This is a genomic window from Streptomyces sp. PH9007 (assembly GCF_059813725.1).
Genome location: NZ_CM187440.1, coordinates 1101269 through 1125611, shown reverse-complemented (window position 1 = coordinate 1125611; position 24343 = coordinate 1101269). Strand labels below are relative to the sequence as shown.

Genomic DNA, 24343 nt, shown 5'->3' with positions numbered 1-24343 from the left:
ATGGTCCGCGTGGCGCGTAGCTTGTGGCCACTCATCCGCCCTCGTCGAAAGGGCTCTCCCATGCCTGCCTCACCGCCCCACGACCCCACCCTGCTCGCCGGCGGCACCGGCGGGCCGCGCGCCCTGCGGCCGCTGGTCGACACCGTGTTCACCGCCCTCGCCGACGGTGCCGCCGCCCGGTGCGGGCCCTTGCCCGGTGGGGGACCGGACGGCGTGGCAAGACGGGTCGCCGACCACGGCACCCCCGTCCTGCCCGAGCAGGGGCACGGCGCCCACGACGCGCTGCGCGAACTGGTGTACGTCCTGGCTGAGGGGGCCGCCGACCCGGCGGACCCGCACTGTGCCGCCCATCTGCACTGCCCGCCGCTGGCCGTGGCCACCGCCGCAGACCTGGCCGCCTCCGCGCTGAACCCGTCGATGGACTCCTGGGACCAGGCCCCCGCCGCCTCCGCCCTCGAAGAGCGCGTCGCCGCCGGGATCGGAGCGCTCGTCCACCCCTCGGGCCGGGACCCCGACGCACTCGTCACCACCGGGGGCACCGAGTCCAACCTGGTCGGCGTCCTTCTCGCCCGCGAGGTCCACGGCCGGCGCCTGCGACTGATCTGCGGCGCCGACGCGCACCACAGCGCCCACCGCGCCGCCTGGCTTCTCGGCCTCGACGCCCCCCTGGTGCTCCCCACTCCGCGCGGCGTGCTCGACCCCACGACGGTCGACGAGGCACTCGCCCAACTCGACGCGCTGGAGTGCCCGTCACCGCGACCGCCCACCCCCGCCGTCGTCTTCGCCACCGCCGGCACCACCGACACCGGCGCCATCGACCCGCTCGGCACGCTCGCCGACGTGGTGGCCGCCCACCGCCCGCACCGCGCCGTCACCCTGCACGTCGACGCCGCCTACGGCGGCCCGCTGCTGTTCAGCGACCGGCACCGCACCCGCCTCGCCGGGCTGGAACGGGCCGACACCGTCACCCTCGACCTGCACAAGCTCGGCTGGCAACCGGTCGCCGCCGGACTGCTCACGGTGCCCGACCGCACGGCCCTCGCCCCGCTCGCCCACCGCGCCGACTACCTCAACGCCGACGACGACACCGAGGCCGGCCTGCCCGATCTGCTGGGCCGTTCCCTCCGGACCACCCGCCGCCCGGACATCCTCAAGATCGCCGTCACCCTGCGCGCCCTGGGCCGGCGCGGCCTCGGCGAACTCGTCGACGCCGTCTGCGCCGCCGCCCACCAGCTCGCCGATCTGATCGAGGCCGAACCCCTGCTGCGGCTCCGCGCCCGCCCCGGCATCAGCACCGTGCTCTTCCGCCCGCACGACGCCACCGACGCACAGGTCGCCGCCATCCGCCGCGGCCTCCTCCACGAAGGGCACGCGGTCCTCGGCAGGGCCCGGGCGGTGGACCCGGACACCGGCCGCCCCGCCCTGTGGCTCAAGGTCACCCTCCTCAACCCCCACACGCAGGAGAGCGACCTGCACGGCCTGCTCAAACTCGTCCTCGACCAACACCAGCACCAGCACCGTCACCAGCGCCAGGAGCGGGACCCGCGACGATGACCCACCCACAGCCCCACGACCTCGTCGGCATCGGCATCGGCCCCGCCAACCTCTCGCTCGCCGCCCTCGCCCACACCCAGCCCGGACTGAAGGCCGCCTGGTACGAGCAGCGCCCCGCCTTCCACTGGCACCCCGGGCTGCTGATCGAGGGCGCCACCCTGCAAGTGCCCTTCCTCGCCGACCTGGTGACCCTGGCCGACCCCACCAACCCGTGGAGCTTCCTCAACTACCTGCGGCACCACCAGCGGCTGTACCCCTTCTACTTCTCGGAACGCTTCCACAGCCCGCGCGCCGAGTACGACGACTACTGCCGCTGGGTCAGCCGCCAACTGCCCTCCCTCCACTTCCGGCACCACATCGACGCCGTGCGCTGGAACCCCGAACAGGCCCTGTTCGACCTCGACTACACCCGCCTCGGCCCCAACGGCGAGGCCGAGGCGGTCGGACGCTCCCACGCCCGCCACCTGGCCATCGGCATCGGCACCGCCCCGCACGTCCCCGAGGCGCTGCGCCCGCTCGCCGAGCGGCCCGTCGTCCCCGTCGTGCACTCCGCCGACTACCTCGACCACCGCGAACAGCTCCTGGACGCCGGGCACATCACCGTCATCGGCTCCGGCCAGTCCGGCGCCGAGGTCTTCCTCGACCTGCTGCGCCGCCGGCCGCCCGGGCGCGAGCGGCTGCACTGGATCACCCGCACCCCGGCCTTCGCGCCGATGGAGTACAGCAAGCTCGGGCTCGAACACTTCACACCCGACTACACCCGGTACTTCCACGCCCTGCCGGAGCAGCGCCGTGACGAACTGGTGGCGCGTCAGTGGCAGTTGCACAAGGCGATCGACCACGAGACGCTGGCGGCCATCCACGACGAGCTGTACCGGCACAGCATCGGAGGCGGCTGGCCGGACGTGGTCCTGACCCCCGGGGTGAGCGTCCGCACCGCCGGACGGCTGGGCACGACGCAGGTCGAACTCCACCTCGACCACGCCGAACAGGGAGAGCGCTCCCGGCTGGTGACCGAGGCCGTGGTGATGGCCACCGGCTATCGTGAGCGTCCGCTCGACCCCCTGCTGGCCGCGCTCGATCCGGTGCTGCGCCGCGACGCGGCGGGGCGTGTCGTGGTGGACGAGCAGTACCGGCTGGTGCTGGACCGGGAGGTGACCGGTTCGGTGTACGTACAGAACGCGGAGCGGCACACGCACGGGGTCGGGGCGCCGGACCTGGGCCTGGTGGCGCATCGCAGCGCCACCATCCTCAACGCGCTGACCGGGCAGGAGCGTTATGCGCTGCCGGAGCGGAGCGCGTTCACCACCTTCGGGCTGCGGCGGCCCGGTGCGGGCGGCACGGCACCGGGCGCGGCTGGAGCGTCCCAGGGGGTACGGAGGGTGGGCGTGTAGCTGCCGGGGTCGGCGCGCGCGGGCCGAATGGCACAGGAGAATCGAAACCGTCTGAATATTCCGAACATATGCCGCCCGGAAATGCCGGGCGGCTCAAAGGAGCGGTCTTCTGCTCATGGGCGAGTTGTCAATGCCTCTTTAATTTCAGGTCGTTGCCTGGTCACTTTCCGATAGCTCTCTACCCGCTGGTACGGCCTACTGTTGAGGTATGCGCCGAGCAAAAATTGTCTGCACACTTGGGCCCGCCACTGACTCATATGAGCGCATCGCCGCGCTTGTCGAAGCAGGAATGGACGTAGCCCGGCTCAACCTCAGCCACGGCGGCCACCGCGACCACGAACAGCGCTACCAGCGCGTCCGCCGCGCCGCCGCCGAATCGGGGCGCAGCATCGGAATTCTGGCCGATCTCCAGGGCCCGAAAATCCGGCTCGGCAGCTTCCGCGAAGGCCCCGTACTCCTCGAACCCGGCGACACGTTCACCATCACCACCGAGGACATCGAGGGCGACCAGCACCGCTGCGGCACCACGTACTCCGGCCTCGCCACCGACGTGCGCCCCGGTGAACGCATCCTCATCGACGACGGGCGCGTCGCCCTCGACGTCACCGCCGTCGAAGGACCGGAGATCCGTACCACCGTCGCCGAAGGCGGCATGATCTCCGACCACAAGGGCATCAACCTCCCCGGCGTCGCCGTCTCCGTACCCGCCCTGTCGACCAAGGACATCGACGATCTGCGCTGGGCCCTGCGCACCGGCGTCGACATCATCGCCCTCTCCTTCGTGCGCACCGGCGACGACATCAAGGACGTGCACCGGGTGATGGCCGAGGAGGGCCGCTTCCTCCCCGTCATCGCGAAGATCGAGAAGCCGCAGGCCGAGGAGAACCTCCAGGACATCGTCGACGCCTTCGACGGCATCATGGTCGCCCGCGGCGACCTCGGTGTCGAAGTCCCCCTCGAAGTCGTCCCGATGCTCCAGAAGCGCGCCATCAAGCTCGCCAAGCGCAACGCCAAGCCGGTCATCGTCGCCACTCAGATGCTCGACTCCATGATCGACGCCTCCCGCCCCACCCGCGCCGAGGCGTCGGACGTCGCCAACGCCGTCATGGACGGCACCGACGCCGTCATGCTCTCCGGCGAGACCAGCGTCGGCCGCTACCCCATCGAGACGGTGCGCACCATGAGCCGTATCGTCACCGCCGCCGAGGAAGAAGTCCTCGCGCGCGGCCTCGTACCGCTGGAAGAGGCCACCAAGCCCCGCACCCAGGGCGGCGCCGTGGCCCGCGCCGCCGCCGAGATCGGCGACTTCCTGGGCGCCGCGCTCCTGGTCGCCTTCACCCAGAGCGGCGACACCGCGCGCCGGCTCTCCCGGTACCGCTCGCCCATCCCCGTCATCGCCTTCACCCCCGACCCCGCCACCCACGCGCAGCTCACCCTCACCTGGGGCGTGGAGACCTACCTGGTGCCCACCGTCCGCTCCACCGACGAGATGGTGACCCAGATGGATGAGCAGCTGCTGCGCATCGGCCGGTGCGCCAAGGGCGAGATCGTGGTGGTGACCGCGGGCTCGCCGCCCGCCATGGCCGGGACCACCAACCTGGTACGCGTGCACCACGTCGGCGAGGACGACGCCCCGCACTGACCTCCCGTACCGACCTCCCGCGCCGGCGTCGCACCGATGTCCCCGCGGGGCGCGGCGCGCGTGTGCGGGTACGCCTCGCACACGCGCGCACGCGCACCGACAAGGAGTGCTCCCGGGCGCCGCGCAGTTTGGGCGGCGCCCCTTGTCATGCCGGGCGACGGCATGGTTGGCTTTTGGCGATTTCCGATTGAAAGCGCTTACTATCGCCCAGCCAGGAGTCGCACCGCATGGCTGACCAGCCCGCCCGCACCCGCATCCGCACCGCCGTCGTCGGCACCGGAGGCATCGTCACCGGCGCCCACCTCCCCGCGATCGCCGCGCACCTCGACGAACTCGAACTCGTCGCCGCCGTCGACATCGACCAGGGCCGCCTCGACGCCTTCCACGCCACGGCCACCGCCATCGACGGCATCGGCCCCGTCACCGGCCACACCGACCTGGCCACCATGCTCGCCACCGAGCGCCCCGAGCTCGTCCTCCTGGGCACCCCGCCCTCCCTCCACCACCAGCAGGCCCTCGCCGCGCTGGCCGCCGGAGCCTGGGTCTGGGCCGAGAAGCCGCTGTGCCTCACCCTCGCCGAATTCGACGACATCGCCGCCGCCGAAGGCGACGACATCGGCCACGGCCCCTACGCCGCCGTCGTCGCCCAGCACCGCTACGGCTCCGGCACCACCCACGCCCGCCGCCTGCTGACCACCGGCGAACTCGGCGCACCCCGCGTCGCCCACTGCCAGACCACCTGGTACCGCGACACCGACTACTACGCCGTCGACTGGCGCGGCCGCTGGGCCACCGAAGGCGGCGGCCCCACCATGGGCCACGGCATCCACCAGACCGACCTGCTGCTCCACCTCCTCGGCGACTGGACCGAGATCCGTGCCCTCGCCGGCCGCCTCGTCCACGACATCGAGAGCGAGGACGTCTCCACCGCCCTCGTCCGCTTCACCGACGGAACCATCGCCACCGTCGTCAACAGCGTGCTCTCCCCCGACCAGGTCAGCCGCATCCGCATCGACTGCGACGACGCCACCGTCGAACTCACCCACCTCTACGGGCACACCAACGACGACTGGCGCTACACCCCCCGGCCCGGCATCGACGAGGACCGCGTCACCCAGTGGCGCACCAACCCCGACAACACCCCCAGCTCCCACGCCGCCCAGCTCGCCGGCATCATCGACGCCTTCCGCGCCGGCACCCGCCCACCCGGCAGCGGCGACGACGCCCGCCGCACCATCGAACTCAACGCCGCCCTGTACAAGGCCGCCTTCACCGGCCGCCCCGTGCACGCCGGCGAGATCACCGCGGGCGACCCCTACTACACCGCCATGCACGGCAACCACCCCGACTGGGCCCCCGCCCCCGCCACCGAGGAGCAGCAGTGACCGTCGCCCCCCTCACCGTCACCCACACCCACGGCGACCGCATCACCGTCACCGCCGCCGGCACCGACATCCTCGCCTACGTCTACCGGCCCGACCCGGACGCGTACGAATCGCCCAAGCCGTACGCCCACCCCCTGCGCACCCTCGCCGGCAACCTCGTCACCGGCTACCGGCCCAACGACCACCGCTGGCACAAAGGCGTGCAGATGACCGCCAGCCACCTGTCGGAACAGAACTTCTGGGGCGGCAACTCCTACATCCACGGCCAGGGATACCAGCGCATCCCCGAGCGGGTCGGCTCCATGCGCCACGACGGCTTCGAGGCCGTCACCGCCACCCGGGACCGCGCCGACATCACCGAGAACCTCACCTGGGTCAACCACGGCGGCCAGGACTGGGCCCGCGAGACCCGCACCCTCGCCGTGCACTCCGCCGACACCGGCGAAGGCGCCTGGACCCTGGAGTGGTCCATCGACCTCACCAACGTCCGCGGCGAACCCCTGCACTTCGGCAGCCCCACCACCGCCGGCCGCACCATGGCCGGCTACACCGGACTGCAGTGGCGCGGCCCCCGCGACTTCACCGGCGGCCAGGTCCTCACCCCCACCGGCCCCAGCACCGACGCCGACACCATGGGCACACCGGCCGCCGACGCGCCGTGGATCGGCTTCACCACCCAGCACGACGACCACGACGGCCACTCCACCCTGATCTTCGACCACGCCCCCGAGAACACCGGCGAGGCGGCCATCCACCCCTCGCACTGGTTCGTCCGCTCCACCCCCATCCCCACGGTCGCCTTCTCCTGGGCCTTCTTCGACGAATTCGAACTCGCCCCCGGGGAATCCTTCCGCTACCGCTACCGCGTCGTGGTGGCGGACGGCGCATGGGACACCGACCGCATCGCCGGCTACCTCAAGAACCACCCCTGGTAAGGACGGGACGGCACACATGACCACCCTGCACAACCCCCTCCCCGGCGCCGTCGGCGTCTCCCACATCTCCGCCTACGACTGGCTCGCGGCGGACGGAGCCTGCGGCGGCAGCCCCCACATGCACCTCGCCTGCATCGAGGCCTACGTGGTCACCGCGGGGGAGGGGGCGGTGCAGACCCTCACACCGGACGGCTACACGGAAACCCCGCTGCACCCCGGTGTCATCGCCTGGTTCACCCCCGGCACCGTCCACCGGATGATCAACGGGGACGGCGCCCTGCGGGTCACCGTCCTCATGCAGAACAGCGGCCTCCCCGAGGCAGGCGACGCCGTCTTCACCTTCCCGCCCGAGATCCTCGCCGACCCCGAGCGGTACGCGGCGGCCGCCGCGCTGCCCGGCAAGGAGGGCGAGGCCGTGGCAACGGCGACCCGGGCCCGCCGGGACCTGGCCATCGAGGGGTACGAGGTGCTGCGCACGGCCCTGCGCGCCGGGGACGCCGCCCCGCTGGAAGCCTTCCACCGCGCGGCGGCGCGCCTGGTGGCGCCGAAGGTCGCCGAATGGCACACCCGCTGGCAGGACGGGGCGCTGGCCGCCGCGCGCAAGACGGAGGAACACCTCAAGGCCCTGGCCGAGGCCGACCCCACCCACCTGGCGGAGGCCCGGATCACCACGAGCACCCCCACGAGGGCCGCCGGCTACGGCATGTGCGGCCGCCGCCAGGAGTACGAGATCCCGGGCACGACGCTGCCGTACTACGGGGAGTAGCCACTCGTACGGGTGGAGATCCCGTCCTGGACCGGGGAAACTCTCTGGCATCGACATAACATCCATGTTATGAAGTGGGGAGAGGTCGAGCTCGAGCCGGAGGTGCACGAGTGGTTCGGTTCGCTGGGGCAGGAGGACCAGGAGACGGTGATCTTCTACGTGGATCTGCTGGCCGCCAATGGAGTGCACCTGGGGGAGCCGTACACGCGTCAACTCCTCGGCAAGCTCCGCGAGTTGCGCTTCTATCTCACCCGTGACGCGGTACGGATCACCTACTGGATCGCGCCCGGCCGGAGAATCATCCTGCTGACGGTGTTCCGGAAGCAGCGCATGCGGGAGCGCGCCGAGGTGGAGCGGGCCCGAAGGGTGATGGAACGATGCGTGGCGCAGGCGCACACGGCGACCGAAGAAGGGGTAGGGGAATGACGGAGCGGAAATCCTGGGCCGAGCAGCGGGCCGAAGTACTGGGCCGGCCCGGTGCCGGCGCTGCCTACGAGGCGGCGAAACTGCGTTTCGAGCTCGGAATGGCGGTGCGCAATCGCCGGCTGGCCCTTGGATTGACACAACGGCAACTGGCAGAGGCGGCAGGGCTTCAGCAGTCCGCGGTGGCCCGTTTCGAAGCCGGTGGCACCATGCCGACGCTCGCCATGCTGGAGCGATATGCACAGGCTCTTGAGCTCCGGTTGGCCGTGGAGTTTCAGCCGTTGGAACAAGCCAGTTGAAGGACCCTTGTGGGGCCTGGGTCCAATCGAATGACAACCTTGGAAACGAAGGTAATGTGCCCCGGGTGGGATTCGAACCCACGCTGGATGCTGTTTGAGAGCACTGCCTCTTCCGCTGGGCTACCGGGGCGCCCTGCGAAGTGAAGGCTACCGGAAACCCGCCGTGCCTCAAACTTATCCCGGATAGGTAGTCTCGTGGGTGCCCCCTTCTGGCAGGAAACGAGGAGCATCGTGAGCACCCCCGAGGTCCCCGACGAGCCCACTGGTACCGACACCGGCTCCGGCGCGGGAAGCGCGCATGTGCCGCCGCTGACCACCCGTGTCGTCATCGCCGAGGACGAGGCCCTGATCCGGCTGGATCTCAAAGAGATGCTGGAGGAGGAGGGGTACTCCGTCGTCGGCGAGGCCGGTGACGGTGAGCGGGCCGTGGAGCTGGCGCGGGAGCTGGCGCCGGATCTGGTCATCCTCGATGTGAAGATGCCCGTGATGGACGGCATCTCGGCCGCCGAGAAGATCGCCGGGGAGGGGATCGCCCCGGTGCTGATGCTCACCGCCTTCTCGCAGCGCGATCTGGTGGAGCGGGCGCGCGACGCCGGGGCCATGGCGTACCTGGTGAAGCCGTTCAGCAAGAGCGATGTGATTCCGGCCATCGAGATCGCGGTGTCCCGTTTCACCGAGCTGAAGACGCTGACCCAGGAGGTCGCCGACCTGGCGCAGCGGCTGGAGACGCGGAAGCTGGTGGACCGGGCGAAGAGTGTGCTGCAGACGCAGTACGGGCTGTCCGAGCCGGCGGCGTTCCGGTGGATTCAGAAGACGTCGATGGACCGGCGGTTGTCGATGCATCAGGTGGCGGAGGCCGTGATTCAGGACGCCGAGGAAAAGAAGCAGCGCAAGTAGGTTTGAGCTGAAGGCACAAGGGGAAGCCGGGCAAATTTTGCCCGGCTTCCCCTTGTTGTTGCTTCTTCGGGGGTGGCGTCATGGGTTGGCTGGAATGTTCGCTCAGCGGTAAGCAGTGTTCTGTTTCCGACGCGTGACGCACATCACGAGGCGGTCACATCTGTGTCGGCCGTCTATCTGCGCCGCATACCTGGGCAATAGATTCCGCACACGCCATGCGGATGTCGTACGGCGTTCATATAGATCTTGTGGCTGCCTCCAGGGGGTTTCCTCGTGCTCAACAGATCCATCGTGAAGCTGGCGATACCTGTCGCCATCGGCGCGCTCGCGCTCACCGCGTGCGGCAGCGACGATGGCGGCAGTGACGGCGGCGGTGGCGGAGGCGGCGGCGGTACGACGTACAAGATCGCCTTTCAGGGTCCGCTCTCCGGCAAGAACGTCGCCCTGGGCGAGAACATGCAGAACGGTATCCAGCTGGCCATCGACGAGGCGAATGCCTCGGGCGACTACGACTTCACCCTGGAGTACGTGGCCACGGACGACCGCGGTGAGCCGGGTCAGTCCTCGGCCGCGGCGCAACTGGTCATCGACGATTCCGATGTGATCGCCGCGATCGGCCCCGCGTTCTCGGGCCCGGCCGAGGTGGCGGCGCCGCTGTACGGCGAGGCCGGCCTGCTGGCCGCCTCCTCGTCGGCGACGAACCCGACGCTGACCGAGCAGGGTTTCCCGACGTTCCTGCGGGCCGTTCCCAATGACAACGCGCAGGGCTCGGGCATGGCGCAGTTCCTGGCGGCGCAGGACGGTGTGGAGAAGGTCATCGTCGTCGACGACGTGTCGCCGTACGGTGAGGGTCTTTCCGATGTCGCCGTGGAGTCGCTGACGGAGCTGGGTCTCGAGGTGGAGCGCGCGAGTGTTCCGGCCGACACCCCGGACTACAGTGGTGCCGCCCGCAATGTGGTGCAGTCCGGTGCGGACGCCATGATCTACGCGGGTTACTACGAGGCGCTCGGCCCGTTCGCGGTGAGCCTGGAGTCGGCCGGTTTCGACGGCATCGGCGTCTCGGGTGACGGCAGCAACGACGTGCAGTTCATCTCGCTGGCGGGTTCGGCCTCGGACCAGTGGTACCTGACGTGCCCGTGCACGGACGCCACGGCCGAGGCGGCGACGGTCGACTTCGCCGAGCGGTACCAGACGGCGTTCAACCAGCCGCCGGGTACGTACTCGGCCGAGTCGTACGACGTGGCGCAGATGATCATCAGCGCGATCGCGGAGCTGGGTGCGGACGCGAGCCGTGAGTCGGTGTACGAGGCGGTCGCGACCGGTTCGTACGAGGGGCTGACGAAGACCTTCGAGTTCGACGAGACGGGTGAGTTCACGAACGATGCCATCTTCATCTACCAGGTGGAGGGTGACGGCATCGAGTACCTGGGGCCGATCGAGGAGTTGACCGGCGGCTGATTCGGCGGGCTTCCGTCGCTTTCCCAGTGTCTTGGCGGGGCGCGGTGTACTCATCGCGCCCCGCTCGCTTTGTCTCCGTTCCCACAAGGAAGTCAGCTCCATGTCCCTCCAGGATTTCTGGGACGTTCTCGTCCTCGGGGTGGTGCTCGGCTCGCTCTATGCCGTCATCGCCATTGGTTACACCCTTGTTTACGGTGTTCTTCAGCTTCTCAACTTCGCGCACAGCGAAGTGTTCATGTCCGGCGGTTTCGGCGGACTCATCATTTTGACGATCGTGGTTCCGGCCGCCGATCCCAGTGGGATCCAGTCGGTGGGTTATGTGCTGCTCGGGATCGCGGCGGGGGCGCTGATCGGCGGCGGTGTGGCGTTCGGTCTGGAACGGGTGGCGTACCGCCCGTTGCGCAGACGGGGTGCGCCGCGGCTGGTGTTCCTGATCACCGCGATCGGTGCGTCGTTCTTCATCTACAACCTGGCGGGGAAGGTGTTCGGCCGCAACGCGGCGCGGATGCCGGTGATGTACGAGAACAAGACGCTGTTCACGCTGTTCGGCACGCCGATCAATGTGACGCAGGCGCTGGTGGTCGTGTCGGCGGTGCTGATGCTGATCCTGGTGGACTTCGTGGTGAATCGCACCAAGCTGGGGTCGGGTATCCGGGCGGTGGCGCAGGACCCGGAGGTCGCGTCGCTGATGGGGGTGAACATCGACCGGGTGGTGTCGCGGACCTTCGTGCTGGGCGGCCTGATGGGTGGTGTGGCCGGCTTCCTGTACGGGACGACGACGCAGGTCTGGTACACGATGGGCTTCCTGCCGGGCATCACGGCGTTCGCCGCCGCGGTGCTGGGGGGTATCGGCAATGTGCGCGGCGCGATGCTCGGTGGTCTGCTGCTGGGTGTGGTTGAGGCCATGACGGTGGAGATCTGGGGCGATTCCTGGCGTTACGTCGGGGCGTTCGCGGTGTTGGTGGCGGTGCTGATGTTCCGTCCGACCGGAATTCTGGGCGAGCGGGTGGCGAGGACGGCATGAGCACGGTGAAGGAAACGAAGGGCAGGGGCTCCGGCGGGGAGCGGGTGCCCTCCGCCGCGAAGCTGCGGCAGGTGCGCTGGTATCAGGAGCCGCGCTGGAAGCGGCTGGGCGCGCTGCTGGTGCTGGCGGTGGTCGGCGCGCAGGTGACCGGGGTGCAGGGCACCTCGACGGACATCTTCTACGCGCTGGGTGAGAACTTCACCGGCACGGGAATCTGGATCTGGCTGGCGCTGTGCGTCGGTGTGTGGCTGATCCGGGAGTTCCTGAGCGCGCCGGTGAACAGCGCCTGGACGTCGGTGCGGGACCAGGTGTCGCCGCCGGTGGCGCGGGCGCGCGGGGTGTGGCAGGGCGATCCGCGACTGCGGTACGGCGGCGGGGGTGTGCTGCTCATCGTGCTGATCGCGCTGCCGTTGTGGGTCTCGACGTACTGGCAGCAGGTGATGGTGGACCAGATCGCCATCTTCGTGCTGCTGGCGATCGGCCTGAACGTGGTGATCGGCTGGGCGGGCATGCTGGATCTGGGCTTTGTGGCGTTCTTCGCCATCGGGGCCTATTCCGCCGCGTACTGGACGGGTTCGCTGCCGGTCGAGCCGCCGATGGTGCTGAACACCTTCCTGGTGATCCCGATCGCGATCGTGACGTGTCTGCTGGCGGGGGTGCTCCTGGGGGCGCCGACGCTGCGGCTGCGGGGTGACTATCTGGCGATCGTGACGCTGGGCTTCCACGAGATCGTGTACCTGGCAGCCCGTAACTGGACCGATTTCACGGGTGGTTCGCGCGGCGCGCGGATGTCGGAGCGGTTCGTGATCGATCTGGGGTTCTGGCGTTTCGAGTGGGGTCTTGACCCGAAGCCGTACTACTGGCTGCTGTTGGGCTTCATCGTGGTGATCATCTTCCTGTTCCTGCGGCTGGAGCACTCGCGGGTGGGCCGGGCGTGGACGGCGATCCGCGAGGACGAGGTGGCGGCGGCCGCGACCGGTGTGAACACGGTGCGGATGAAGCTGCTGGCGTTCGGCATCGGCGCCTCGACCTCGGGTGTGGCCGGGGTGGTGTACGCGAGCAAGGTGGCGTACATCTCGCCGGAGAACTTCGTGCTGCTGATGTCGATCCTGGTGCTGGCGTACGTCATCTTCGGCGGCATGGGGTCGGTGCCGGGCGTGCTGGCGGGGGCGGCGCTGCTGGTGTGGCTGCCGGAGTTCCTGCGCGACTCGGTGGATCCGCAGGACCGTTTCATGTATCTGGGCGCGCTGCTGGTGATCATGATGATCTACCGGCCGCAGGGTCTGCTGCCGTCCAAGCGCAGACAGCGTGAGCTCCAGCTGGCGGAGGTGAAGGCGTGATGGCCGCGGCGGAGCGGATCCAGGAGACGCGGCCCGAGGTGGCCGCGGAGAATGTGCTGGAGGTTTCGGGTGTCACCCTGCGGTTCGGGGGTCTGACGAGCCTGAACGATGTGGCGCTGTCGATGGGCCGCGGGGAGATCCTGGCGATCATCGGGCCGAACGGCGCGGGCAAGACATCGTTCTTCAACTCGCTGACGGGCGCGTACATTCCGCAGGAGGGCTCGATCGGCTTTCTGCCGCGCGGCGGCGGCCGGCACGAGTTGCGGGGCTGCAAGCCGCATCTGGTGTCGCGGCGCGGGGTGTCCCGTACGTTCCAGAACATCCGGCTGTTCGGGGCGCTGACGGCGCTGGAGAACGTGAAGATCGCGGTCGAGACGCGGCAGAAGACGGACGCCCTGTCGATCATGCTGGGGCTGCCGCACGCCCGGCGTGCGGAGCGGGAGAGCGACCGGCGCGCGCACGAGGTGCTGTCGTTCGTGGGCCTGGAGGGCCGGCTGAACGAGCTGGCGTCCTCGCTGAGTTACGGCGAGCAGCGGCGTCTGGAGATCGCGCGGGGGCTGGCGACCGGTCCGGAGCTGTTGCTGCTGGACGAGCCGGCGGCGGGGACGAACCCGACCGAGAAGCGGGATCTGGAGGATCTGATCCGCCGGATCAACACCGATCTGGGCGTGAGCGTGCTGCTGATCGAGCACGACATGCGGCTGGTGATGTCGGTGGCGGACCGGGTGGTGGTGCTGAACTTCGGCAAGAAGATCGCCGAGGGAACGCCGGCGGAGGTGCAGCGGGATCCGGCGGTGATCGAGGCGTATCTGGGTGCGTCGGCGGAGGAGGACGCGGCGGCGGTGGCCGATGTGGTGGCCGCGCAGGCGGAGTCCGAGGGCGATGTGGCCGAGGGTGAGAGGTGAAGGGCGCATGAGTACGCAGCTGGAGAAGGACCCCGCGGGCGGTCCCACGACGGACGCACCGGCGCCGGCGCTGCTTGAGCTGCGCGATCTGCATGTGTTCTACGGTGCGATCGAGGCGCTCAAGGGTGTCGAGCTGACGGTGGCCGAGGGCGAGGTCGTCGCCCTGCTGGGCGCGAACGGCGCGGGCAAGTCGACGACGCTGAAGACCGCTTCGGGGATGCTGAAGCCGCGTTCGGGTGAGGTGGTGCTGCGCGGGGAGCGGGTGGACGGCATCCCCTCGCACGAGCTGGTGAAGTTCGGCATCGGCCATGTGCCGGAGGGCCGGCGGGTGTTCGCCCGGATGACGGTGCTGGAGAACCTGCACATGGGCGCGTACCGGCTGCGCCGCCCCGATCCGGCGGACCTGGACCGGGTGTTCACGCTGTTCCCGCGGCTGGCGGAGCGCCGCAAGCAGGTGGCGGGGACGCTGTCCGGTGGTGAGCAGCAGATGCTGGCGATCGGGCGGGCCCTGATGGGCAAGCCCGAGCTGCTGCTGCTGGACGAGCCGTCGATGGGTCTGGCGCCGCTGATCGTGCAGCAGATCTTCGACATTCTGCGGGAGATCAACGAGCAGGGCACGACGCTGCTGCTGGTGGAGCAGAACGCCTCGCAGGCGCTGCAGTTGGCCGACCGCGGCTATGTGCTGGAGACGGGTGCGGTGGTGATGTCGGACGAGGCGTCCGAGCTGTTGTCGCACCCGCGGGTGCGGGCGGCGTACCTGGGGGAGGCCGCCGAGTAGTGGCCGCCCCCCGATGCGCCGGGCCCCGTCTTCCCGTTCAGTGGGAGGCGGGGCCCGCGGCGTCCGCGTTGCCGTTGGGTGCGGCGGGGCGCAGGGCGCAGGTGAGGCGTGCGGTGCACACCCGCTTGCCGCTGTCGTCGGTGATGACGATCTCGTAGGTGGCCGAGGTGCGTCCGGCGTGCACGGGGGCGGCGGTGCCGGTGATGGTGCCCGAGCGTACGGCGCGGTGGTGGGTGCAGTTGAGGTCGACGCCGACGGCGACCTTCTGCGGGCCGCCGTGCAGCATGGCGCCGACCGAGCCGAGGGTTTCGGCGAGTACGGCGGAGGCGCCGCCGTGCAGCAGCCCGTAGGGCTGGGTGTTGCCCTCCACGGGGAGGGTGCCGACGACCTTGGCGGGGGAGGCCTCCAGGACGCGCACGCCCATGCGTTCCCCGAGGGCGCCGGCGGAGAACAGCCGGGGCAGGTCGAAGCCCAGGCCGGCCCACTGCTCGATGGTCTCGTGCGGGAACCGGGTGCTGGTGGTCTGGTCGGTCATGGCGGTACGGCTCCGATCGTGCGTCGCTTGTGGCGCGTGGTCGTGACAACGGGACGGTGGTCCGTACAGCGTTGTATCAGGTGGCGTCGGGGCCGGTGGGGGTGAGGCGGACGACGAGGGATTTGCTGGTGGGGGTGTTGGACCGGTCGGCGGTGGAGTCGAGCGGGACGAGCACGTTGGTCTCGGGGTAGTACGCGGCGGCGCAGCCGGGCGCGGTGGGGTAGTGCACCACGCGGAAGCCGGGGGCGGTGCGTTCGCTGCCGTCGGTCCACTCGCTGGTGAGGTCGGCGTAGGAGCCGTCGGGCAGCCCCAGGCGCTCCGCGTCCCCGGGGTGGACGAAGACGACGCGGCGGCCGTTCTTGATGCCGCGGTAGCGGTCGTCGAGGCCGTAGATGGTGGTGTTGTACTGGTCGTGCGAGCGCAGCGTCTGGAGCAGCAGCCGGCCTTCGGGGACGCGGGGCCAGGTGAGCGGTTCGGCGGTGAAGTTGGCCTTGCCGGTGGCGGTGGGGAAGGTGCGGCTGTCGCGGGGCGGGTGCGGGAGGGCGAAGCCGCCGGGCCGGGCGACCTTGGTGTTGAAGTCGGTGAAGCCGGGGACGACGCGGGCGACGGCGTCACGGATGCGGGCGTAGTCGGCGGCGAACTCCTCCCAGGGGGTGGTGCTTCCGGGGCCCAGGACGCGGCGGGCGAGGTCGCACAGGATGGCGGTCTCGGAGCGCAGCTGGGGTCCCGCGGGGGCGAGCCGGCCGCGGGAGGCGTGCACCATGCCCATGGAGTCCTCGACGGTGACGAACTGTTCGTCGCCCTCGGGGGAGCGGTCGCGTTCGGTGCGGCCCAGGGTGGGGAGGATGAGGGCGCGCCGGCCGGTGACGCAGTGTGAGCGGTTGAGCTTGGTGGAGACCTGCACGGTGAGCCGGGCCCGGGAGAGGGCGGCCTCGGTGAGGTCGGAGTCGGGGGTGGCGGAGACGAAGTTGCCGCCGACGGCGAAGAACACCTTGACGCGGTCGTCGCGCAGCGCGCGGATGGTGTCGACGACGTCGAGGCCGTGCTCGCGTGGCGGCGTGAAGCCGAACTCGCGTTCCAGGGCGTCCAGGAGCTGCGGGGTGGGGCGTTCGACGATGCCCATGGTGCGGTCGCCCTGGACGTTGCTGTGGCCGCGCACGGGGCACACGCCGGCGCCAGGCCGGCCGATGTTGCCGCGCAGCAGGAGGAAGTTGACGATCTCCTGGATGGCGGGCACGGAGTTCTTGTGCTGGGTGAGGCCCATGGCCCAGCACACGATGATGCTGCGCGAGGCGAGGATCATCTCCAGGGCGGACCCGATGGCCTCGCGGGTGAGCCCGGTGGCCTCCAGGGTCTCGTCCCAGGTGGCGGTGCGGGCGGCGGTGGCGAAGTCCTGGAAGCCGTGGGTGTGGTCGCGGATGAACGCGTCGTCGGTGGCGCCGTCGCGTTCCAGCAGCAGTTTGTTCAGCAGCCGGAACAGGGCCTGGTCGCCGCCGAGCCGGATCTGCAGGAAGAGGTCGGTGAGGCTGGTGCCGGGGCCGGCCAGGCCGCGCGGGGTCTGCGGGTTGTGGAAGTTCTGCATCCCCGCCTCGGGCAGCGGGTTGATCGTCATGATCTTGGTGCCGGCGCGCTTGGCGCCTTCCAGGGCGGTCAGCATGCGCGGGTGGTTGGTGCCCGGGTTCTGTCCGGCGACGATGATCAGGTCGGCCTTTTCGAGATCCTCCAGCAGCACGCTGCCCTTGCCCACGCCGATGGTGTCGCCCAGGGCGTGGCCGGAGGACTCGTGGCACATGTTGGAGCAGTCCGGCAGGTTGTTGGTGCCGAACTCGCGCGCGAACAGCTGGTAGACGAACGCGGCCTCGTTGCTGGTGCGGCCCGAGGTGTAGAAGGCGGCCTCGTCCGGCGAGTCCAGGGCCTTGAGCTCGTCGGCGATCAGGTCCAGGGCGGCGTTCCAGCCGATCGGGGTGTAGTGGGTGGCGCCCTCGGCGAGGTACATCGGCTCGGTGAGCCGGCCCTGCTGCCCGAGCCAGTACCCGGAGCGCTCGCGCAGTTCGGCCACCGGGTGCTCGGCGAAGAACGCGCGGGTGACCCGCCGCAGGGTGGCTTCCTCGGCCACGGCCTTGGCGCCGTTCTCGCAGAACTCGGCGGTGTGGGTCTTGCCGGGTTCCGGCCAGGCGCAGCCGGGGCAGTCGAAGCCGTTCGGCTGGTTGACGCGCAGCAGGGTGAGCGCGGTGCGCCGTACCCCCATCTGCTGCTGGGCGGCGCGCAGGGCGTGGGTGATGGCCGGCAGGCCGACGGCTGATTCCTTGGGGGCGCTGACGTGCGGGGCGTCCTGGACCGGATCGGAGGCGGGCGGCTTGGCGGACATGGGGCGGCTCCCTTGACCTTGACGGCGGGCGACGGCTCGGTACGGGGTCGGACATGATCGTGCCATGCCGGGCGGCGGCGGGCACCGTGCGGGGCCGCACGGGGTGTACACGGCGGATGTCGTCGCAGGCGGGGACTGTCAGTGGTCCGTGGGAGGATCGATGTGTGGCTGAGAACGCATCGCAAACCGAGACGACCCCGGCGCCGCGCCTGCTCCTGCTGGACGGGCACTCGCTGGCGTACCGCGCGTTTTTCGCGCTGCCCGCGGAGAACTTCACGACGGCCGTGGGGCAACCGACGAACGCGATCTACGGCTTTGCCTCCATGCTGGCGAACACCCTGCGTGATGAGGAGCCCACGCATCTGGCGGTGGCGTTCGATGTCTCGCGCAAGACCTGGCGCTCGGACCGTTACGACGGTTACAAGGCGACCCGTTCGGCGTCCCCCGACGAGTTCAAGGGGCAGGTGGAGCTGATCGGGGAGCTGCTGGACACGATGCGGGTGCGGCGGTTCGCGGTGGACGGTTTCGAGGCCGACGACGTGATCGCCACGCTGGCGACCCGGGCGGCCGACGAGGGTTTCCACGTGTCGATCGTCACCGGTGACCGGGACTGCTTCCAGCTGGTGAGCGACCGGGTCACGGTGCTGTATCCGACGAAGGGCGTCTCGGAGCTGACCCGGTTCACCCCGGAGAAGGTCGAGGAGCGGTACGGGCTGACCCCGGCCCGCTACCCGGACTTCGCCGCCCTGCGCGGCGACCCGTCCGACAACCTGCCGGGCATCCCGGGGGTGGGGGAGAAGACAGCGGCCAAGTGGATCCACCAGTTCGGCTCGCTGGACGATCTGCTGGAGCGGGCCGACGAGGTGAAGGGGAAGGCCGGCGCCAATCTGCGCGAGCACCTGGACTCGGTCCGGCTGAACCGGGAGCTGACCGAGCTGGTGCGGGACATGGAGCTGGAGTGCGGCCCGGTGGACCTGGTGCGCTCGCCCTATGACCGCGAGGCCATGACGGTCCTGCTGGACGTCCTGGAGTTCCGCAACCCCAGCCTGCGGGAGCGGCTGTTCGCGGTGGACCCGGGCGCCGAGGGCGAGGAGACGGTGCTCGCCGAGGGCGTCACCGTGGAAGGCACGCTGCCGGCGGCCGGCGAGCTGGGGGCCTGGCTGGCCGAGCACGGCGGGCAGCGGCTGGGGGTGGCCACCCTGGACGACTGGAAGCTGGGCGCGGGCGCGGTGCGTGCCGTGGCGCTGGCGACCGGTGAGGGGCCCGCGCTGTGGTTCGACCCGGCCGCCATCGACGCCGACGACGAGCGGGCGTTCGCCGCCTGGCTGGCCGACGCCGACCGCCCGAAGGTGGTGCACGGCGCCAAGGGCCTGCTGCGGGTGTTCGCCGAGCACGGCTGGGGCCTGGCCGGGGTCGGCATGGACACCGCGCTCGCCGCCTACCTGGTGCAGCCCGGGCGCCGCTCCTTCGCGCTGGACGCACTGAGCGTGGAGTTCCTGGGCCGGGAGCTGGACAAGCCGGAGGACGACGGGGGCCAGCTGGCGTTCGGCGCCGACGACGAGGCCGAGGCGTACAACCTGATGCGCCAGGCGCGCACCGTGCTGGACCTGGGCGCGGCCTTCGAGGGCCGGCTCACCGAGGTCGGCGCCGCCGGGCTGCTGCACGATCTGGAGCTGCCGGTCTCCGCGCTGCTCGCCCGCATGGAACGGTCCGGCATCGCCGCCGACCGGGCCCATCTGGAGCGCATGGAGCAGCGGTTCGCCGCCGCCGTGCAGCAGGCGGTGACCGAGGCGCACGCCTCGGTGGGCCACGAGTTCAACCTCGGGTCGCCCAAGCAGCTCCAGGAGGTTCTCTTCGGCGAGCTGGGCCTGCCGAAGACGAAGAAGACCAAGACCGGCTTCACCACGGACGCCGACGCCCTGGCGTGGCTGGCGGGGCAGACCGAGCACGACCTGCCGGTGATCATGCTGCGCCACCGGGAGCAGGCGAAGCTGCGCACCACGGTGGAGGGGCTGATCAAGACGATCGCCTCGGACGGCCGGATCCACACCACCTTCCAGCAGACGGTGGCGGCCACCGGCCGGCTGTCCTCCACCGACCCCAACCTCCAGAACATCCCGGTCCGTACGGACGAGGGGCGCGCCATCCGCGGCGGCTTCGTGGTCGGCGAGGGCTTCGAGACGCTGCTGACCGCCGACTACAGCCAGATCGAACTGCGGGTGATGGCGCATCTGTCGGAGGACGCCGGGCTGATCGAGGCCTTCACCTCCGGGGAGGACCTGCACACCACGGTGGCCTCACAGGTCTTCGGCGTCGGCAAGGACGCCGTGGACGCCGAGATGCGCCGCAAGATCAAGGCGATGAGCTACGGCCTGGCGTACGGGCTCTCGGCCTTCGGGCTCTCCCAGCAGCTGTCGATCAGCCCCGACGAGGCGCGGAAGCTGATGGACACCTACTTCGAACGCTTCGGCGGGGTACGGGACTACCTCCAGCGCGTGGTGGACGAGGCGCGGGCCACCGGGTACACCGAGACGGTGCTGGGCCGCCGCCGCTATCTGCCGGACCTCACCAGCTCCAACCGGCAGCGCCGCGAGATGGCCGAGCGGATGGCGCTGAACGCGCCGATCCAGGGCACCGCGGCGGACATCGTGAAGATCGCGATGCTGCGGGTGGACGAGGCGCTCACGGAGCGGGGGCTGACCTCGCGGATGCTGCTCCAGGTGCACGACGAAATCGTGCTGGAGGTCGCGCCGGGCGAACGCGAGGCGGTGGAGGCGCTGGTGCGTGAACAGATGCCGAACGCCGTCAGCCTGCGGGCGCCGCTGGATGTCTCGGTCGGCTGGGGCCCGACGTGGGAGGCGGCCGCCCACTGAGCGGGGCGGGAGAGGGGCACGGGGGGCGGGTTGCCGGTGCGGCCCCGCCGGTGCGTCGGTGCGCTCCCGGCGCCTCCGGCGGGCGGTGGCCCGGCCGTACCCGGGCGGGAAACCCCAAGTTCCTCAAAGTGTCACGCGGTTGGGACAGATGCGCAGGGCCGGACGCCTGCGGGCAAGGGTGTTCGCACGTATCGTAATGTCGAACCCGTCGATGGGGACTGAGCGTTATCGGGAGGGGACGCGTGTGACGTTGCGCATCGGGAAGATCCGCAGGGGGATATCCGGTTCGGCCGTGGCGGCGGTCGCCATGGCCGCGCTGACCGCCTCCCAGGCGTCCGAGGTGCTGGGCGCCGAGCCCGCGGCCGAGCAGGACCCGAGGGAGAACACCGCACAGGGGGAGCCGGAGTACTCCCAGGAACATCTCGGCCTTCCCTATCACACCGATCTTCCGCCACTGCTTCCGATCGGCCCGGCGGAGCCGCCGCTGGACCTCGGGTACGACCCGGACGGTGAGGGCGAGGCGGGCGGCGGTGGCGGCGGCCTCGTCGGAGCCGCGGAGGCCGGGATCCCGGCGACCGTCCTGGACGCCTACCGGCAGGCCGAGGCCGCGGTGGCACGCTCCACCCCCGGCTGCGGACTGGACTGGCAGGTCCTGGCGGCGATCGGCAAGGTCGAGTCCGGCCATGCGAGCGGCGGCCGGGTGGACGCCGACGGCAACACCCTCAACCGCATCACCGGACCGCAGCTCAACGGCAACGGCTTCGCCCGGATCCTGGACACCGACGGCGGACGCTGGGACGGCGACCCCGTCTTCGACCGGGCGGTGGGGCCGATGCAGTTCATCCCCTCCACCTGGGCGATGTGGGGCGCGGACGGCAACGGGGACGGCGTCAAGGACCCCAACAACGTCTACGACGCGGCCCTGGCCGCCGGGAACTACCTGTGCGCCGGCGGTCGCGACCTGACCACCGAGGACGGCCTCAACCGGGCGCTGCTCAGCTACAACCACTCGTGGGACTACGTCCGCACGGTGCGCTCCTGGCTCGACTTCTACTACGAGGGCACCCACGAGGTCCCGGACGGTACGGGCCGGCTGCCCACCAGTCCCGGCCCCGGCAAGCCCTCGGACGGCGGACGGGAGGCCGGGCCGGAGCAGAACGCGGAGCGCGAGCCGCAGGCCCCCGGCGCGGAGGACGGGAAGCGGCCGTCCGGCGAGAAGCCCACCGCCCCGAAGCCCCCGGACCCCGTCGAGGGTGGCATCAAGCCCATCGACCCGCCTCCGGCCCCGGACCCGGACCCGAGCGACCCGCCCGGGGAGGACCCGGACACCGAGGACCCCGGCACCGAGGACCCCGACACGGAGGAGCCCGGCACCGAGGACCCGGATCCGGAGAACCCCGAGGAGCCGGGCGAGCAGCCCGAGTGCCCCGTGGACCCGGACGAGGAGGAGCCCGGCGAGGACTCCGGCACCGAGGACGGCGCGCAGGAGAGCGAGGACGCCTCCTCCGCCCCGGACGCCACCGGCGACGCGGACGACGAGGGCACCGAGGACGGCGGGGAGGAGTCCGAGGACCCCGACGCGATCGAGGGCTGTGACGACGACGAGGACACGGACGAGAACGAGGACGGGGACGAGGACGCCGGCGACGAGGAGGAGGACGCCTCGCAGGGCGAGGACCCCGTGACGCAGAGCGCCGCGACGCTCACCCGCCGCGTCTGATCCACCGCCACCGCGCACGGCGCGTCCGGGGCCACCGAGGCCCCGGGCGCGCCGTTTGCGTGCGATCGGCGGCGCGCCACGCCCGGCGGGAGGGTGATGTACGTCCCGCCCGACCCGTGAACTGCCGGTTTTGGCTGGATATCGCATGGCGTGGGGCGAACCACGCATTGACCCTGCCCGGATGCGCCCGTATGCTATAAGACGCGCTGCGGGCCTGTGCGCCTCGGACGGAGCAGGCCGCGCTCGCATCTGTTGTATGTCCCCTCGGTTTTCGGGGCGCTTCCGGAAGGTGACTTCTGGAGAGCGCTTCTCAGGCTGTCCGGCTTCGGCAGTGCGATACGGGCCCCATGCGTAGCAGTGCCTACGACACCTTGTCCGTACCGGAGCCCTTTACCACATGACGAGCAGCACCGAGACCACCGTGACCACCCCGCAGGTTGCGGTCAACGACATCGGTTCCGAGGAAGACTTCCTCGCCGCGATCGACGAGACGATCAAGTATTTCAACGACGGCGACATCGTCGACGGCGTCATCGTGAAGGTCGACCGGGACGAGGTCCTGCTCGACATCGGCTACAAGACGGAAGGGGTCATCCCCTCCCGCGAGCTGTCGATCAAGCACGACGTGGACCCCAACGAGGTCGTGGCCGTCGGTGACGAGATCGAGGCCCTTGTTCTCCAGAAGGAGGACAAGGAAGGCCGTCTGATCCTGTCCAAGAAGCGCGCGCAGTACGAGCGTGCCTGGGGCACCATCGAGAAGATCAAGGACGAGGACGGCATCGTCACCGGTACCGTCATCGAGGTCGTCAAGGGTGGTCTCATCCTCGACATCGGCCTCCGTGGCTTCCTGCCGGCGTCCCTGGTCGAGATGCGTCGTGTCCGCGACCTTCAGCCGTACGTCGGCAAGGAGCTCGAGGCCAAGATCATCGAGCTGGACAAGAACCGCAACAACGTGGTCCTGTCCCGCCGCGCCTGGCTGGAGCAGACCCAGAGCGAGGTCCGCCAGACCTTCCTCACCACCCTCCAGAAGGGTCAGGTGCGCTCCGGCGTCGTCTCCTCCATCGTCAACTTCGGTGCCTTCGTGGACCTGGGTGGCGTGGACGGTCTGGTCCACGTCTCCGAGCTGTCCTGGAAGCACATCGACCACCCGTCGGAGGTCGTGGAGGTCGGCCAGGAGGTCACCGTCGAGGTCCTCGACGTCGACATGGACCGCGAGCGCGTCTCCCTGTCGCTGAAGGCGACCCAGGAAGACCCGTGGCAGCAGTTCGCCCGCACCCACCAGATCGGCCAGGTCGTTCCGGGTAAGGTCACCAAGCTGGTGCCCTTCGGTGCGTTCGTCCGCGTCGACGAGGGCATCGAGGGTCTGGTCCACATCTCCGAGCTGGCCGAGCGCCACGTGGAGATCCCGGAGCAGGTCGTCCAGGTCAACGACGAGATCTTCGTCAAGGTCATCGACATCGACCTGGAGCGCCGCCGCATCAGCCTCTCGCTGAAGCAGGCCAACGAGAACTTCGGCCCGGACCCGCTGGCCGTCGAGTTCGACCCGACCCTGTACGGCATGGCCGCGTCCTACGACGACCAGGGCAACTACATCTACCCCGAGGGCTTCGACCCCGAGGCCAACGACTGGCTGGAGGGGTACGACAAGCAGCGCGAGGAGTGGGAGCGCCAGTACGCGGAGGCGCAGACCCGCTTCGAGCAGCACCAGGCGCAGGTCGTCAAGTCCCGCGAGGCGGACGCCCAGGCCGAGGCCGAGGCGGCGGGTGCCGGTGTTCCGGCTCCGCAGTCCGGCAGCGGCGGCGGCGGTGGGGGTTCCTACTCCTCCGAGGGCGCTGAGGACACCGGCGCGCTGGCTTCCGACGAGGCGCTGGCGGCGCTCCGCGAGAAGCTGGCCGGCGGCCAGAGCTGAACGCTCACCGCTGATCCCGCCGACTGAGGCGGGCTGACGCGGTCAGGGCCCGCACCCCATCAGGGGTGCGGGCCCTGACGCATGTCCGGAACGGGACGCGGCCCGGCGGTACAAGCGGGCGGGAACGGGAATGCCTTG

Annotated in this window: 19 protein-coding genes and 1 tRNA gene; 17 read left to right on the top strand and 3 right to left on the bottom strand. The window is 70.4% G+C overall.

All coding sequences use genetic code 11. The features are described 5' to 3' along the window. The first annotated feature begins 60 nt into the window (after positions 1-60). The 8 genes from ACTFAP_RS04900 to ACTFAP_RS04865 all read left to right on the top strand — a co-directional run bounded on the left by ACTFAP_RS04900 (position 61) and on the right by ACTFAP_RS04865 (position 8398). Positions 61-1554, top strand: coding sequence for a pyridoxal phosphate-dependent decarboxylase family protein (locus ACTFAP_RS04900; RefSeq protein ID WP_500468320.1), 1494 nt, complete (start codon positions 61-63; stop codon positions 1552-1554). Next, positions 1551-2948, top strand: coding sequence for a lysine N(6)-hydroxylase/L-ornithine N(5)-oxygenase family protein (locus tag ACTFAP_RS04895; protein ID WP_500468319.1), 1398 nt, complete (start codon positions 1551-1553; stop codon positions 2946-2948). The genes ACTFAP_RS04900 and ACTFAP_RS04895 overlap by 4 nt, the downstream gene beginning before the upstream one ends. Before the next feature lie 208 nt (positions 2949-3156). Then, positions 3157-4590 carry a pyruvate kinase gene (gene pyk / locus ACTFAP_RS04890; RefSeq protein WP_390122672.1) on the top strand — a complete coding sequence of 478 codons (1434 nt, stop codon included), beginning with the start codon at positions 3157-3159 and terminating at the stop codon, positions 4588-4590. A gap of 227 nt (positions 4591-4817) precedes the next feature. After that, positions 4818-5975, top strand: coding sequence for a Gfo/Idh/MocA family protein (locus tag ACTFAP_RS04885; protein ID WP_500468318.1), 1158 nt, complete (start codon positions 4818-4820; stop codon positions 5973-5975). After that, positions 5972-6910, top strand: coding sequence for a DUF6807 domain-containing protein (locus ACTFAP_RS04880; RefSeq protein WP_500468317.1), 939 nt, complete (start codon positions 5972-5974; stop codon positions 6908-6910). Before ACTFAP_RS04885 ends, ACTFAP_RS04880 begins: the two co-directional genes overlap by 4 nt. A gap of 16 nt (positions 6911-6926) precedes the next feature. Continuing rightward, positions 6927-7676, top strand: a complete 750-nt coding sequence (locus ACTFAP_RS04875) for a cupin domain-containing protein (RefSeq protein WP_500468316.1) — start codon at positions 6927-6929, stop codon at positions 7674-7676. A 69-nt stretch (positions 7677-7745) separates the two neighbouring features. Beyond that, positions 7746-8102, top strand: coding sequence for a type II toxin-antitoxin system RelE/ParE family toxin (locus ACTFAP_RS04870; RefSeq protein ID WP_495683580.1), 357 nt, complete (start codon positions 7746-7748; stop codon positions 8100-8102). Beyond that, on the top strand, positions 8099-8398 hold the full coding sequence (locus ACTFAP_RS04865; protein WP_500468315.1) for a helix-turn-helix domain-containing protein: 300 nt from the start codon (positions 8099-8101) through the stop codon (positions 8396-8398). The genes ACTFAP_RS04870 and ACTFAP_RS04865 overlap by 4 nt, the downstream gene beginning before the upstream one ends. 57 nt (positions 8399-8455) lie before the next feature. Here the strand turns inward: ACTFAP_RS04865 and ACTFAP_RS04860 are convergent. Next, positions 8456-8528, bottom strand: a tRNA-Leu gene (locus ACTFAP_RS04860). Positions 8529-8629: 101 nt separating this feature from the next. Between ACTFAP_RS04860 and ACTFAP_RS04855 the strand changes: the two genes are divergently transcribed. From ACTFAP_RS04855 to ACTFAP_RS04830, 6 genes are all read left to right on the top strand, one after another. Further along, positions 8630-9295 carry an ANTAR domain-containing response regulator gene (locus ACTFAP_RS04855; protein ID WP_500468314.1) on the top strand — a complete coding sequence of 222 codons (666 nt, stop codon included), beginning with the start codon at positions 8630-8632 and terminating at the stop codon, positions 9293-9295. 273 nt (positions 9296-9568) lie between these two features. Then, positions 9569-10753 (top strand): branched-chain amino acid ABC transporter substrate-binding protein, encoded by a 1185-nt coding sequence (locus tag ACTFAP_RS04850; RefSeq protein WP_500468313.1) that lies wholly within the window; start codon positions 9569-9571, stop codon positions 10751-10753. A 100-nt stretch (positions 10754-10853) separates the two neighbouring features. Beyond that, positions 10854-11777 (top strand): branched-chain amino acid ABC transporter permease, encoded by a 924-nt coding sequence (locus ACTFAP_RS04845; RefSeq protein ID WP_500468312.1) that lies wholly within the window; start codon positions 10854-10856, stop codon positions 11775-11777. After that, positions 11774-13117 carry a branched-chain amino acid ABC transporter permease gene (locus tag ACTFAP_RS04840; protein WP_500468311.1) on the top strand — a complete coding sequence of 448 codons (1344 nt, stop codon included), beginning with the start codon at positions 11774-11776 and terminating at the stop codon, positions 13115-13117. Before ACTFAP_RS04845 ends, ACTFAP_RS04840 begins: the two co-directional genes overlap by 4 nt. Further along, positions 13117-14022, top strand: coding sequence for an ABC transporter ATP-binding protein (locus ACTFAP_RS04835; RefSeq protein ID WP_390122653.1), 906 nt, complete (start codon positions 13117-13119; stop codon positions 14020-14022). Before ACTFAP_RS04840 ends, ACTFAP_RS04835 begins: the two co-directional genes overlap by 1 nt. A gap of 7 nt (positions 14023-14029) precedes the next feature. Beyond that, complete coding sequence (locus ACTFAP_RS04830) at positions 14030-14800, top strand: ABC transporter ATP-binding protein (RefSeq protein WP_390122651.1); 771 nt, start codon at positions 14030-14032, stop codon at positions 14798-14800. A gap of 37 nt (positions 14801-14837) precedes the next feature. On the opposite strand, the gene ACTFAP_RS04825 is transcribed toward ACTFAP_RS04830, so the two are convergent. Further along, the gene (locus ACTFAP_RS04825) at positions 14838-15335 is read right to left on the bottom strand and encodes a hotdog fold thioesterase (RefSeq protein WP_495683578.1); all 498 of its coding nucleotides are present in this window, start codon (positions 15333-15335) and stop codon (positions 14838-14840) included. Between the two features lie 76 nt (positions 15336-15411). Next, positions 15412-17703, bottom strand: a complete 2292-nt coding sequence (locus tag ACTFAP_RS04820; protein WP_495683577.1) for an FdhF/YdeP family oxidoreductase — start codon at positions 17701-17703, stop codon at positions 15412-15414. A 164-nt stretch (positions 17704-17867) separates the two neighbouring features. Between ACTFAP_RS04820 and polA the strand changes: the two genes are divergently transcribed. From polA to rpsA, 3 genes are all read left to right on the top strand, one after another. Then, complete coding sequence (gene polA / locus ACTFAP_RS04815; protein WP_500468310.1) at positions 17868-20576, top strand: DNA polymerase I; 2709 nt, start codon at positions 17868-17870, stop codon at positions 20574-20576. A 244-nt stretch (positions 20577-20820) separates the two neighbouring features. After that, the gene (locus tag ACTFAP_RS04810; RefSeq protein ID WP_500468309.1) at positions 20821-22296 is read left to right on the top strand and encodes a lytic transglycosylase domain-containing protein; all 1476 of its coding nucleotides are present in this window, start codon (positions 20821-20823) and stop codon (positions 22294-22296) included. 397 nt (positions 22297-22693) lie between these two features. Then, positions 22694-24205, top strand: coding sequence for a 30S ribosomal protein S1 (gene rpsA, locus ACTFAP_RS04805; protein WP_200367988.1), 1512 nt, complete (start codon positions 22694-22696; stop codon positions 24203-24205). Positions 24206-24343: the final 138 nt, after the last annotated feature.

Bases quoted from the DNA above. Each gene is read 5' to 3' on its own strand.
- ACTFAP_RS04845 (WP_500468312.1), top strand. From the start codon at position 10,854: ATGTCCCTCCAGGATTTCTGGGACGTTCTCGTCCTCGGGGTGGTGCTC.
- rpsA (WP_200367988.1), top strand. From the start codon at position 22,694: ATGACGAGCAGCACCGAGACCACCGTGACCACCCCGCAGGTTGCGGTC.
- ACTFAP_RS04865 (WP_500468315.1), top strand. From the start codon at position 8,099: ATGACGGAGCGGAAATCCTGGGCCGAGCAGCGGGCCGAAGTACTGGGC.
- ACTFAP_RS04835 (WP_390122653.1), top strand. From the start codon at position 13,117: ATGGCCGCGGCGGAGCGGATCCAGGAGACGCGGCCCGAGGTGGCCGCG.
- ACTFAP_RS04820 (WP_495683577.1), bottom strand. From the start codon at position 17,703: ATGTCCGCCAAGCCGCCCGCCTCCGATCCGGTCCAGGACGCCCCGCAC.
- ACTFAP_RS04825 (WP_495683578.1), bottom strand. From the start codon at position 15,335: ATGACCGACCAGACCACCAGCACCCGGTTCCCGCACGAGACCATCGAG.
- ACTFAP_RS04885 (WP_500468318.1), top strand. From the start codon at position 4,818: ATGGCTGACCAGCCCGCCCGCACCCGCATCCGCACCGCCGTCGTCGGC.
- pyk (WP_390122672.1), top strand. From the start codon at position 3,157: ATGCGCCGAGCAAAAATTGTCTGCACACTTGGGCCCGCCACTGACTCA.
- ACTFAP_RS04830 (WP_390122651.1), top strand. From the start codon at position 14,030: ATGAGTACGCAGCTGGAGAAGGACCCCGCGGGCGGTCCCACGACGGAC.
- ACTFAP_RS04840 (WP_500468311.1), top strand. From the start codon at position 11,774: ATGAGCACGGTGAAGGAAACGAAGGGCAGGGGCTCCGGCGGGGAGCGG.
- ACTFAP_RS04900 (WP_500468320.1), top strand. From the start codon at position 61: ATGCCTGCCTCACCGCCCCACGACCCCACCCTGCTCGCCGGCGGCACC.
- ACTFAP_RS04895 (WP_500468319.1), top strand. From the start codon at position 1,551: ATGACCCACCCACAGCCCCACGACCTCGTCGGCATCGGCATCGGCCCC.
- ACTFAP_RS04870 (WP_495683580.1), top strand. From the start codon at position 7,746: ATGAAGTGGGGAGAGGTCGAGCTCGAGCCGGAGGTGCACGAGTGGTTC.
- ACTFAP_RS04875 (WP_500468316.1), top strand. From the start codon at position 6,927: ATGACCACCCTGCACAACCCCCTCCCCGGCGCCGTCGGCGTCTCCCAC.